Origin of the sequence: Mesorhizobium sp. M7A.F.Ca.US.005.03.2.1 (genome assembly GCF_003997795.1) — a bacterium.
GTDB classification, from domain to species: Bacteria; Pseudomonadota; Alphaproteobacteria; order Rhizobiales; family Rhizobiaceae; genus Mesorhizobium; species Mesorhizobium ciceri.
The window spans coordinates 1-10,858 of the sequence record NZ_RZRP01000123.1 but is presented as its reverse complement, the minus strand read 5'-3'; the positions used below and the strand labels follow the sequence as shown (position 1 = coordinate 10,858).

10 protein-coding genes and 1 pseudogene are annotated in these 10,858 nt (G+C 64.2%); 3 read left to right on the top strand and 8 right to left on the bottom strand.

Annotation, left to right across the window (positions count from 1 at the left end; genetic code table 11):
* Positions 1 to 37 precede the first annotated feature (37 nt).
* The 3 genes from EN991_RS09800 to EN991_RS09790 are packed head-to-tail and all read left to right on the top strand — an operon-like array spanning position 38 to position 2,887.
* Positions 38 to 1,642, top strand: coding sequence for a heme biosynthesis protein HemY (locus EN991_RS09800; protein WP_063173337.1), 1,605 nt, complete (start codon positions 38 to 40; stop codon positions 1,640 to 1,642).
* A 36-nt stretch (positions 1,643 to 1,678) separates the two neighbouring features.
* Positions 1,679 to 2,158 carry a TerB family tellurite resistance protein gene (locus EN991_RS09795; RefSeq protein WP_013528912.1) on the top strand — a complete coding sequence of 160 codons (480 nt, stop codon included), beginning with the start codon at positions 1,679 to 1,681 and terminating at the stop codon, positions 2,156 to 2,158.
* A 15-nt stretch (positions 2,159 to 2,173) separates the two neighbouring features.
* Positions 2,174 to 2,887: a glutamine amidotransferase gene (locus tag EN991_RS09790; RefSeq protein WP_013528913.1), complete on the top strand. Its 714-nt coding sequence runs from the start codon at positions 2,174 to 2,176 to the stop codon at positions 2,885 to 2,887.
* Positions 2,888 to 2,987: 100 nt separating this feature from the next.
* On the opposite strand, the gene EN991_RS09780 is transcribed toward EN991_RS09790, so the two are convergent.
* The 8 genes and pseudogenes from EN991_RS09780 to EN991_RS09740 form a co-directional block, all read right to left on the bottom strand.
* A complete protein-coding gene (locus tag EN991_RS09780; RefSeq protein ID WP_024503037.1) occupies positions 2,988 to 3,296 on the bottom strand; it encodes an NIPSNAP family protein in 309 nt (102 codons plus the stop codon).
* Positions 3,297 to 3,347: 51 nt separating this feature from the next.
* Positions 3,348 to 4,586, bottom strand: coding sequence for an MFS transporter (locus EN991_RS09775; protein WP_013528915.1), 1,239 nt, complete (start codon positions 4,584 to 4,586; stop codon positions 3,348 to 3,350).
* Positions 4,587 to 4,748: 162 nt separating this feature from the next.
* On the bottom strand, positions 4,749 to 5,849 hold the full coding sequence (locus EN991_RS09770) for a pyridoxal phosphate-dependent aminotransferase (RefSeq protein WP_127368657.1): 1,101 nt from the start codon (positions 5,847 to 5,849) through the stop codon (positions 4,749 to 4,751).
* A 224-nt stretch (positions 5,850 to 6,073) separates the two neighbouring features.
* Complete coding sequence (locus EN991_RS09760) at positions 6,074 to 6,535, bottom strand: MucR family transcriptional regulator (protein WP_013528917.1); 462 nt, start codon at positions 6,533 to 6,535, stop codon at positions 6,074 to 6,076.
* A 216-nt stretch (positions 6,536 to 6,751) separates the two neighbouring features.
* A complete protein-coding gene (locus EN991_RS09755) occupies positions 6,752 to 7,471 on the bottom strand; it encodes an ROK family protein (RefSeq protein ID WP_027163053.1) in 720 nt (239 codons plus the stop codon).
* A gap of 13 nt (positions 7,472 to 7,484) precedes the next feature.
* The gene (zwf, locus tag EN991_RS09750; protein ID WP_024504766.1) at positions 7,485 to 8,861 is read right to left on the bottom strand and encodes a glucose-6-phosphate dehydrogenase; all 1,377 of its coding nucleotides are present in this window, start codon (positions 8,859 to 8,861) and stop codon (positions 7,485 to 7,487) included.
* Positions 8,862 to 8,883: 22 nt separating this feature from the next.
* On the bottom strand, positions 8,884 to 9,897 hold the full coding sequence (gene gnd, locus EN991_RS09745; RefSeq protein WP_127368656.1) for a phosphogluconate dehydrogenase (NAD(+)-dependent, decarboxylating): 1,014 nt from the start codon (positions 9,895 to 9,897) through the stop codon (positions 8,884 to 8,886).
* A 34-nt stretch (positions 9,898 to 9,931) separates the two neighbouring features.
* A pseudogene (locus tag EN991_RS09740) lies at positions 9,932 to 10,858 on the bottom strand (glucan 1,4-alpha-glucosidase); the annotation flags it as partial.

Below are 10,858 nucleotides of genomic sequence, written 5' to 3'. Positions count from 1 at the left end.
CTGATCTCGGGCGCGATGAAGGCATGAGGGCAACACAATGATCCGCCTGCTCGCCTTCCTCATCGTCGTTTTCGCGCTCGGGTTGGGCTTTGCCTGGCTGGCCGACCGGCCGGGCGACATGGTCGTCACTTTCAACGGCTATCAATACCAGGTCAGCCTGATGGTGGCGGCGGTGGCTGTCGTTGCCGTGGTCGCTGCGGTGATGATCCTGTGGTGGCTGCTCAAGGCGCTGTGGAACAGCCCTTACACCATCTCGCGCTATTTCCGTGTCCGCCGCCGCGATCGTGGCTATCAGGCGCTGTCGACCGGCATGATTGCCGCCGGCGCCGGTGATGGCGCGCTGGCCCGCAAGAAGACCAAGGAAGCCGCCAAGCTGATCCGTTCCGACCAGGAGCCGCTGATCCACCTGCTCGAAGCGCAGGCGTCGCTGCTCGAAGGCGATCATGAAGGCGCGCGGCAGAAATTCGAGAGCATGCTCGACGATCCCGAAATGCGGCTGCTGGGTTTGCGCGGGCTTTATCTGGAAGCCGAACGGCTCGGCGACCGCAACGCCGCCAGGCATTATGCCGGCCGCGCCGCCGCTGTGGCGCCGCAACTGGCCTGGGCGGCGGAATCGACGCTGGAAGAGCTGACCGCGCGCGGCGACTGGGACGGCGCCCTGAAACTCGTCGACGCGCAGAAAGCGACACGGCAGATCGAACGCGATGCCGCCAACCGCCGCCGCGCCGTGCTGCTGACCGCCAAGGCGCAGGCGCTTGCCGACAGCGATCCCGCCGCCGCCAGGACGGCCGCGATCGAGGCGAACAAGCTCAGGCCCGATTTCGCGCCTGCCGCCGTGGCCGCCGCGGCCGCACTGTTCAAGCAGAACGATGTGCGCAAGGGCTCGAAGATACTCGAGGCGGCGTGGAAGGCCGAGCCGCATCCGGAGATCGCCGAGCTCTATACCCATGCAAGGCCGGGCGACGCGGTGCTCGACCGCCTCAACCGGGCGAAGAAGCTGCAGGAGATGAAGAAGAACCACGCCGAATCGTCGATGACGGTGGCGCGCGCCGCGCTCGACGCGCAGGATTTCGCGACCGCCCGCCGCGAGGCCGAGGCGGCGATCCGGATGGACCGTCGCGAGGGCGCCTATCTGCTGCTCGCCGACATCGAGGAGGCCGAGACCGGCGATCAGGGCAAAGTTCGGCAGCTGTTGTCCAGGGCGCTGCGGGCGCCGCGCGATCCGGCCTGGGTCGCAGACGGCGTGGTATCGGAACGCTGGGCTCCGGTATCGCCGATCACCGGCCGGCTCGACGCCTTCGAGTGGCGCGCGCCGATGGAGCGTCTTGGCCAGTTGATCGACAGCCATGATGACGCGCCAGCGGGTGCGGCACCGGTTATTGAAGCATTGGCAAAGCCGACGAGCGAAAAAAGGCCGATCGAAGTGATCGACGACGCCGGTGGCGAGACGTCGGCGGGCAAGCAAGCTGAAAGTCGCGAAGAAGATCATGTCAGGCCAATCACGGCAGCGGCCTTCGCCGCGGTGCCGAGCGATGCCGAAGGCGTCGAGCCGGCCGAGGAGCTTGCGCGGCTGCCGGACGATCCCGGCGTCGATCCGGACGAGGAAGCGGAGAAATCGCCGCGCCGGTTTCGGTTGTTTTGAGTTGGGCAGGCCGTCAGGCCGTTGGGGTATGGATCTATGTTTGAACGCGTTCTGTCGTTTCTCAGGGATTTGCCGGCCGGTGCCGGCACGCATGCCAGCACGGACGATCCGCGTGTCGCCGCCTCGGCGCTGCTCTACCATGTGATGAACGCCGATGGCGTGCGCCAGGATGTCGAGTGGGAGCGGTTCAAGGCGGTGCTGGCCGAGAGCTACTCGATCAGCGGCGCCGAACTCGAAGCGTTGGCCGCTGCCGGCGAGCGGGCCGACAACGAGGCGATCGATCTCTATGCCTTCACCAGCGTCCTGAAGCGCCATCTCGATGCCGATGCGCGCAAGGCCTTCATCGGCCTGATGTGGGAAATCGTCTATGCCGACGGCGAGTTGCACGAGCTCGAGGACAACACCGTCTGGCGCGTCGCCGAGCTGATCGGCGTCGAACGCCACGATCGCGTCGAGGCGCGCCGCAAGGCGGCGGCGCACGCGCCCGGCGCCACCGGAACATCGAGCGACGAATAGGATCTTCGCCTTCCCATGCCACGCCAAACGAGTTCGAAGCCAAAGATCCTGATCGTGCTGCATCAGGAGAGTTCGAGCCCGGGGCGTGTCGGCCATATGTTGCTGGAAGAAGGTTTCGATCTCGACATCCGCCGGCCGCCGCTTGGCGACGCCTTGCCCGAAACACTGGACGACCACGCCGGCACGGTGGTGTTCGGCGGCCCGATGAGCGCCAATGACGACGACGAGTTCGTCCGCCGCGAGACCAACTGGCTGGAAATACCGCTGAGGGAGAACCGGCCATGTCTCGGCATCTGTCTCGGCGCGCAGATGCTGGTCAACTGTCTCGGCGGCAAGGTCGAGGGTCATGGTGAAGGGCTGGTCGAGGTTGGCTGGTATCCCCTGAAGGCGACCGAAGCCGGCAAGCAACTGATGCACTGGCCGGAGATGGTCTACCAGTTCCACCGCGAGGGTTTTTCGCTGCCCAGGGACGCGACGCTGCTGGCGACGGCCGAAACCTATCCCAACCAGGCCTTCCGCTACGGCGACAATGCCTGGGGCATCCAGTTCCATGGCGAACTGACCAGGGTGATGATGCAGCGCTGGGTGGTGCGCGGCGCGCATCGCTTCGAATTGCCCGGTGCCCAGCCCGGCCGCGATCATCTCGGCGGCCGGCTGATCTGGGACATGCATCTCAAGCGCTGGCTGGACGAGTTTTTGCGGATGATCTTCGGCAAGCCGAGCAGATAGCTGAACCGTCGTCTGAACGGATTTCAGGCGACCCGCTTTAGGTCTTTGTCTTCATGCATGTCGTTCTCCCAAAACCGGGGCCACTTTTGGGCGACATGCATTAAGGTTCGAGCACCGGCCGCAGGAAGCTGCGCTCGTAGCTGAGAATGCTGCGATTGCGTTTTTCCATTTCGAACACTTCCTGGCATTCCGGGTCGGCAGCCATCCGTTTGCGATAGTCCTCGTAGTCGGCAAGGCTCGGGAAGCTGAACATGGCATAGGCGATGTTGCTCGCCCCTTCGCTTGGAAGGAAATAGCCGTGATGGTTTCCGCCGAGGCGGTTGACCAGAGCTATCCAGCGACGACCATAATCTTCGAACTCGGCAAGCTTGTAGGGGTCGATGACGTATTTCAGGTAGCAAGTGATCATGAGAGCTCCTGTGGCATGGGCTAGGCACGTCGGCTGTCAACCGTGGGAAGATCAGTTGCGCCCGTTGAGGTGGCGCACCTTGCGCAGTTGCGGAAACAGCACCACCCACAGGCCCGCGACGGCGATGGCGCCGATGCCGCCGATCACCACGGCCGGCACCGTGCCGATCAGTGCGGCCATCGTGCCGGCGCGGAATTCGCCGACCTCGTTGGAGGCGCCGACAAAGACCTGGTTAACGGCGTTGACGCGGCCGCGCACCTCGTCGGGCGTCCACAGCTGGATCAGCGTCTCCCTGATGTAGACGCTGAACATATCGGTGGCGCCAAGGAAGACCAATGCCACGATCGACAGCCAGGTGATGGTCGACAGGCCGAAAACCACGGTGAAGGCGCCGAACGAGGCTGCGGCGGCCAGCATGATCATGCCCGCGTGGTTGCGAAGTGGATGCCCGGCCAGCCAGATGGCGACGCAAATGGCGCCGATGCTGGGCGCCGAGCGCAGCAGGCCGAGGCCCCACGGGCCGAGCTGGAGGATGTCGCGCGCATAGACCGGCAGCAGCGCCGAGGCGCCGGACAGGAGCACGGCGAACAGATCGAGCGAGATGGCGCCGAGCACGATCTTCTCGCTCCAGATGTAGCTGAACCCGCCGAGCAGGTGCTGCATCGTCGGCTTGTCCGACTCGGTGCGCTGCGACGGCTTCGGGATGGTGAAGATCAGCAGCCCGGACACAAGCATCAGGACAGCGGCGGTTCCGTAGGCCGCTTCCGGCGACACGCCGTAGAGCAGGCCGCCGGCGACGGGTCCGACGATGGTCGCCGTCTGCCAGGCCGATGAATTCCAGGCGATGGCGTTGGCGAAATCCTGAGGCGGCACCAGATTGGCGAACAGCGAGGCCGAGGCCGGACCGAAGAAGGCGCGGGCGACGCCGAACATGGCAAGCACGCAGAAGATCGGCAGCGGCCCGCTGATGCCGCGCAGCGCCAGGAACAGCAGCGCCAGCGCGCACATCGCCTCCACCACGACCGCCAGCGCCATGATCAGGCGGCGGCCGAAGCGGTCGGCGACGACACCGGTGACCAGCACCAGAAGCAGCGACGGCAGGAATTGGACGATGCCGACCAGGCCGAGATCGAGCGGGTCGCGGGTCAAATCGTACATCTGCCAGCCGACCGCGACGGACACGATCATGGTGGCGAATGTGGTGAGGAAACGCGCCGCCCAATAACTCAGGAAGGAGCGGTGGCGGAACGCGGCATAGCGCTGGTCCGGTGATATCTGTTCGGCGGTCATGATTTAAGAGGCCCCTTTGCAGTGGCGTCAGCTGGCGGGGCACTTCCACGATGGGCGCTGGTCCGGCTGGCGGAACTTTTAGCTCAGTTCGCCGCGGATATGCGTCAAAATCAGTGCTGGATCAAGGAATTTTCAGCCCGTTCCATCGCCGGCACGCGGAAGTTACTGCCGCAGCGCGACGGAGATGGCGTCGAGGCCGCCGCGCAATTCGGCTTCCGTCGGCCAGCCGAAGCCGACGCGGAAGAAGCGTTTTTCCATCTCGAACCAGTGGCCGGGTCCGACATAGGTTCCATGGTTCTCCAGCAGGTTCGCATAGAACCGGTCGAGGTCGAAGCCGGGTTCGACATCGAGGCGCGGGAAGCCTACGACACCGCCTTCGGGCCTGATCCAGTCGACCAGCGGTTCGCGGTCGATCCAGGCCTGGACGATGTCGCGGCGCTTGGCCATTTCGGGCAGCAGTGTCGCCAGGAAGGCGTCCCGGCGCTCGAGCATGCCGCGGGCAATGCCTTCGTCGATGACGCTGCCGCAGATGCCAATCTGCTCCTTTGCGGCGAGGAATTTTTCCTGAAGCACCGCATCCCTGGTGATCAGCCAGCCGATGCGGATGCCGGGAATGCCGAAGGCCTTGGACAATGACGAGACGCTGATCGCCTTCGGGCTCAGTGAGGCAGCCGTCGGCAGCCGCCTGCCGTAGGAGAGGTCGCGATAGGTCTCGTCGACCAGCAGATGGCAGTCGCTGCTTTCGGCAAGCGCCACCAGCGCATCGAGCTCGGCTCGGCTCATCATCGTGCCGGTCGGGTTGTGCGGGCAGGTGACGCTGATCAGCTTCGTGTCCGGCCGAATCGCGGCCTTGACGCGTTCGACGTCGATGGCGAAGCCTTCCTCGAAGGCCAGGTCGACAAAGCTGATGGCGCAGCCGATCGCCCTTGGGGTTTCGATGTTGGTGGCGTAGTTGGGCCGGATGACGACGAGATGGTCGTTGGCCGACAAAAGCGAGGTCGAGATGATGAACAGCGCGCCGGCGGCACCGGCGGTGACCAGGACATCATCCGGCGAAATGCCGGCATCCTGCGCCGATATCAGTGCACGCAACTGCTTGTCGCCGCGATGCTCGCCATAGAAAAGCGTGAGATCGGGCAGCGACAGGCCGATGTCGGAGAGCTTCTGGTCGGCGATCGAGCTTTCGGAAAGATTGAAGCGGATACGGTCGTAGCCGTATTCTTCCGGCGCCTCTTTCTCGATCACCATCCTGGTGTAGTTCATGGCTCACTCCCCAAGAGCAGTTCACCGTTTCACGGAAACGGCGACCCGCTCTAACTCCTTGTTTTTACGCAATTCCGGACGGAAAACCGTTTCACACTTTTCCTGGAATTGCTCTAGGAACCCGTCCGGTCCATCCAAGCCATAAGAACATGAAGCCTGCCAAGGCGGATTCGCCGGCAGGCTTCTGTTCCAGTCGTCCTAACTGTTGGCTCAGGACTGAATGTTCAGGCCGAGGCCTTGGCCTTCCTGCCCTTGGCGGGCGCCTTGACGGGGGCGGCCTTGCGGCCGAGGCCGATCGACTTCGCCAGCAGCGAACGCGAGGCCGCGTAGTTGGGAGCGACCATCGGATAGTCCGACGGCAAGCCCCATTTGGCGCGATAGGCGTCCGGCGTCAGGCCGAAATGCACACCGATGTGACGCTTCAGCGATTTGAACTTCTTGCCGTCTTCGAGGCAGATGATGAAATCGGGCGTCACCGACTTCTTGGGATTGACCGCCGGGACCAGCGGGGCAGCCACCGGGACCGCAGGCTTGCCGAGCCCGCTTATCGAGGCGCTGACGCTGGCGATGAGGTCGGCCAGGCCGGAGGCAGGCAAGCGGTTCTTCTCGACGTAAGCGGACACGATGTGGGCGGTCAGCTCGAGCAGATCGATGTCTTTACGGGCACTGTTGCTATCGTCGGTCACTCTATTTCTCCGTCTACAGCGAATGACCTGAAAATCGGATTCGACTTCCGGAAAGGATCATGCGCGAAATCAAAATGCTATGGCGTCCTTCGTGCGTCCACGGGACGAATTGGCGTTGTTGTAGCGCGGAATTCCTAGTCGGCAAATCTGCGTATTGCAACGACTTGATGGCAGGTCACACGTTATTTTGAACAACTATATTAAACAATAACAGTATCAGACTATCAGCGCCTTGTCGCGCCACAAACGAAACCCGCCTTCGAAGGCGCGTGTGTTGTCGCCGCGCCTGGAGTCGGCGGGCAATTCATCGAGCTTGTCGACGTTGCCGCCACCAATGACGACATAGTCAGGCTGCATGGCGGCACGGAGCCGGTCGACGACGTCGAAGACGTATTTGCGCCATTTCTTCTTGCCGCGCTTTTCCAGGCCGCGTTCGCCGACATAATCCTCGAAGCTCTTGCCCTTCTTGTAGGGCAGATGCGCGAGTTCCATCGGTTGGGCGACGTTGTCGGCAATCATCGCCGCACCGAGCCCGGTGCCGAGCCCGAGGAACAGCATGCGCCCGCCCTCGTAGCTGCCGATGGCCTGCATCAGCGCGTCATTGACCACTTTCACCGGTTTGCCGAACGCGCCCGCAAAGTCGAAACCAGCCCAGCCCCTGCCGAGATTGGCGGGGTCGGCGAGCGGCCTGTTGTGGTTGACCGGACCGGGATAGCCCATCGAGACGACGTCGTAGGACAGGCCTTCGGCGAGCTTCTTCACGGTATCGATCATCTGTTGCGGCGTCAGCCCCGGCCCCGAATCGGCGCGGCGCTCCGCGCCGCCGGCGCTGGTGAGGATCTTGACGTGCGAGCCGCCGATGTCGATCGTGAGCACGATCTTTTCAGCATCCGGCGTCTCGGTGCCCGATGCTGGTTGCTTCACTGCCTTGGCCATCGCGTGGTTCCTCTCACTTCACCGGATCGATCCAGCCATTGGGTGGCCCGAACCCGGCCATGACGTCCGCCGGTCCCCATGTGAGCGGCTCGTAGAGGTGCGGCGGCGTGGTGTCGCCAAGCACCGGGCCGACGATGCGCCAGGCCAGTTCGCTGGCGTCCTGGCGGGTGAACAGCTGGCCGTTGCCGTTCATGGCGTCGCCTATCAAGCGTTCATAGGGCGGCATGTCGCCCTTCGAGTCGTCGAGCGCCGTCAGTTCGACCTGCTCGCCGATCATGTCGTCGCCCGGCGCCTTGCGCTGTGCTCCGATGGCGATCACCACCTGTGGGTCGATGCGGAAGCGGACGTAGTTCTGGTCGGCGGGCTTGATCGGATCGAAGACATCGAGCGGTGGCCGCTTCAGCCGCACCACCACTTCGGTGACATGCACCGGCATGTTCTTGCCGGCGCGGATGAAAAACGGCACGTCCTGCCAGCGCCAGGTGTCGACGAAGAAACGCACCGCCGCGAAGGTCTCGACGGGCGAGTTCGGCGCGACGCCGGGTTCAGTGAGATAGCCGGTGAACTGGCCGCGCACGACATCGTCTTTGGTCAGCGTCCTGATCGCGCGCAGCACCTGCACCTTCTCGTCGATCAGATCGTCGGCGGAGCGGCCGACAGGCGGCTCCATGGCAAGCAGCAACAGGATGTTGAGCAGATGGTTCTCGATGACGTCCCTGATGCAGCCGACATCGTCATAGAAGCGGCCACGTCCCTCGACGCCGAAATCCTCGGCCATGGTGATCTGCACGCTCTCGACGTAGTTGCGGTTCCAGATCGGCTCGAGGAAGGAATTGGCGAAGCGGAAATAGAGCAGGTTCTGGATCGCTTCCTTGCCCAGGTAGTGGTCGATGCGGAAGATCGACTGCTCGTCGAACACCAGATGCAGGACCCGGTTCAGCCAGCGCGCCGATTGCAGATCGTGACCGAAGGGCTTTTCCACCATCAGCCGCGCGCCATGCGCCGTGCCCGACTGCTCCAGCCCCTGGACGACGGTCTCGAACATGGTCGGCGGCACCGCCATGTAATGCAGCGGTCGCTGTGCGGTGCCGAGCGCGCTCTTCAGTTTCTCGAACGTCGCTCCGTCACGGTAGTCGCCGCTGACGTAGCGCAGCAGCGAGGCGAATTTGGCGAAGGCTTTTTCGTCGATCTTGCCGAGCGCATTGACGATGCCGTCACGCGCGCGCGCCTGCAATTGCTTGAGGTCCCAGGCATCGAAGGCGACGCCGATCACCGGTTCGGTAAGCGTGCCCTTGGCGACCATCTGGTAAAGGGCTGGAAATATCTTCTTGTGGGCGAGGTCGCCGGTGGCCCCGAAGAGCACCAGCGTGTCGGACCGTTCCTGGCTCATGCGCGTGTCTCCCCCGCTGTCCTCACTTGCCGGCCTTCGGCTTCTCAACATGGCCGCCAAAGGCATAGCGCATGGCGGAGAGCAGCTTGTCGGCGAATTCGGATTCGCCCTGCGAGGAGAAGCGGTCGAACAGCGCCGAGGACAGCACCGGAGCCGGCACGCCGGTGTCGATGGCCGCCTTCAGCGTCCAGCGGCCTTCGCCGGAATCCGAAACGCGGCCGCCGAAATTCACCAGGCCCGGATCGCTCTTCAAGGCGCCGGCCGTCAGGTCGAGCAGCCAGGAGCCGATAACGCTGCCATGCCGCCAGACCTCGGCCACCTGGGGGAGGTCGATGTCGAACTGGTAGTATTGCGGGTTTTCCAGCGGGCTGGTCTCGGCGTCCGCCGTCCGTTGCCGCTTGCCTGCATTGGCCGATTTCAGGATGTTCATGCCTTCGGCATAGGCGGCCATGACGCCATATTCGATGCCGTTGTGCACCATCTTGACGAAGTGGCCGGCGCCGCTCGGTCCGCAATGCAGATAGCCGAAGGGCGCGGTCCCGGCATCCCTGGACGGATTGGAGCCGGCATCGGCGCCCGGCGCCAGCGTGGCGAAGATCGAATCGAGGTGCTGCACCGCCACGTCGGGACCGCCGATCATCAGGCAGTAGCCACGCTCCAGGCCCCAGACGCCGCCGCTGGTGCCGACATCGACAAGATGGATGCCCTTGCCGGCCAGTTTCGCGGCCTGGTCGACGGCGTCGTGATAATAGGAATTGCCGCCGTCGACGACGATGTCGCCGGGCTCCATCAGGGCCGCCACCTGGTCGATGATCCTGCCGGTGATCGCCGCCGGCAGCATCAGCCACACACAGCGCGGCTTGGCCAGCTTGCCGATGAATTCTTCCATCGAGGCCGCCCCTGACGCGCCGTCGGTCACCAGGGCCGCGACGCTGGCCGGGTTGATGTCGTAGACGACGCATTCGTGGCCGTCGCGCATCAGGCGCCGGACCATGTTGGCGCCCATCCGGCCCAGTCCCATCATTCCGATCTGCATGGTTTCGTCCCTGTTTTCTAGGAGATTTGCGGGGTTATCGAGGGAAGGTCTGCTGGCTGTCCTGGTCGCCTGAGATGACGGAGAAGTCGACATTCTCCCAATCGCCGGCCCCGGGCCAGAAAAAAGTGAAGGTCAGCGTGCTTCCCTTGGGAAGGCCAGAGACGGCCAGATCGGCAAGATGGATGCCGAAATCGTTCTCCACCGTCTGGCTGTCGTGGGCGGTCGCCCAGTTGTCGGTGCTCCAATGGACTGTAGCCGGAGCCAACAGTTCGACGCGCAGTGTCTTGCCGGCCGGGACCGTGCGGATCTTGTTGTTGAACCGCCATGTCCGGAACGGCGACACTGTCTTGGCCTCGATATACCGCTTGACGCCTTGCGGCGGCATGTCGAAGACCGCGCCGTCGCGCAGCGAGCGCAACAGCTTGATATGCTCCGAATGCGCCCAGACCAGCGGCATGGCGCTGCCCGAGGGGCGGCCGTGCAGCAGTTCGCGCTCCGGCATATCGGCGCCGTCCCAGACCTGCTCCGGCAACAGGCCGCCCGGTCCGGCCGAGCCTTCCAGCGCTGCCAGCAGGCTGGCTGCCTTTTCCCTACGCCCGGCCGCCAGCTCATAGTGGGCGCGTTCGCCGGCCAGCAGCGGCCAGGGGCGACCCTGGCCGGTGCCGTCGAAAGGTGCGCCATCTTCATGCTCGCCATAGCCGTCGCCGTTGTAGCGATACCAGAGCGGCCCTTGCGGCAGATCGCAGCGCAATTGCGCGTCGATGACCTTGACCGTGTCTGTCATGCGCGGGTCGTCGGCCGCCCGCAGGCCGAAGCGGACAAGTGCAAGCGCATCCGGACTGACGATTTGCTCGGCCGGCCGGTTGGTGTCGCCGGGTGGCCGGTTCTTGATCGGGACATAGCCGTCCTTCGGCGAACCGGCCTCGGCGCTGTCGGGTGGTGCTATGCGGACATAGTAGCC